Below are 434 nucleotides of genomic sequence, written 5' to 3'. Positions count from 1 at the left end.
CGGCGGTACATGTCACGATCAGCGGTGGCATCGCCGTCCGCCGGCCCGACACGACCCCCGCGCAATTGCTCGCCGAGGCGGACGCCGCACTGTACAAGGCCAAGGCCGCGGGCCGCAACCTCCTGCGGCTGGCCGCCTGAAGGATCCGGCGGACCGCGAACGAATTCAGCATGAAGATCGAGCGAATGGATCGCAAGTCGCCGTCGCCGGTTGCAGGCGGATGAGGGACCGCCTGATCCTCGCCTTCGGCGACAGTCTCACCGCCGGCTATGGCCTCTGCCCGCGCGAATCGTTCGCCGCGCAGCTTGAGGACGCGCTGCGCGCCGGCGACATGGCGGTCACCGTCGATAATGCCGGCGTCTCCGGGGATACCACCGCCGACGGCCTCGCCCGCCTCAACCGGGTGCTGATGCGCCTCACGGCCAGGCCCGACC

General features: G+C 70.3%; 2 protein-coding genes. Both read left to right on the top strand.

What is annotated here, in order from left to right; genetic code table 11:
* Positions 1-17 precede the first annotated feature (17 nt).
* Positions 18-140: a hypothetical protein gene (locus D7V80_RS44080; RefSeq protein ID WP_370452646.1), complete on the top strand. Its 123-nt coding sequence runs from the start codon at positions 18-20 to the stop codon at positions 138-140.
* A gap of 80 nt (positions 141-220) precedes the next feature.
* Positions 221-434 (top strand): GDSL-type esterase/lipase family protein (locus tag D7V80_RS41205; protein ID WP_233586112.1); only part of this gene is annotated, 214 nt, incomplete at its 3' end.

Origin of the sequence: Corallococcus sp. CA054B, from assembly GCF_003611625.1 — a bacterium.
In the GTDB taxonomy this organism is placed as follows: domain Bacteria; phylum Myxococcota; class Myxococcia; order Myxococcales; family Myxococcaceae; genus Corallococcus; species Corallococcus coralloides.
Note: the sequence above shows the minus strand (reverse complement) of the source record. Positions and strands in the feature narration are given on the sequence as shown.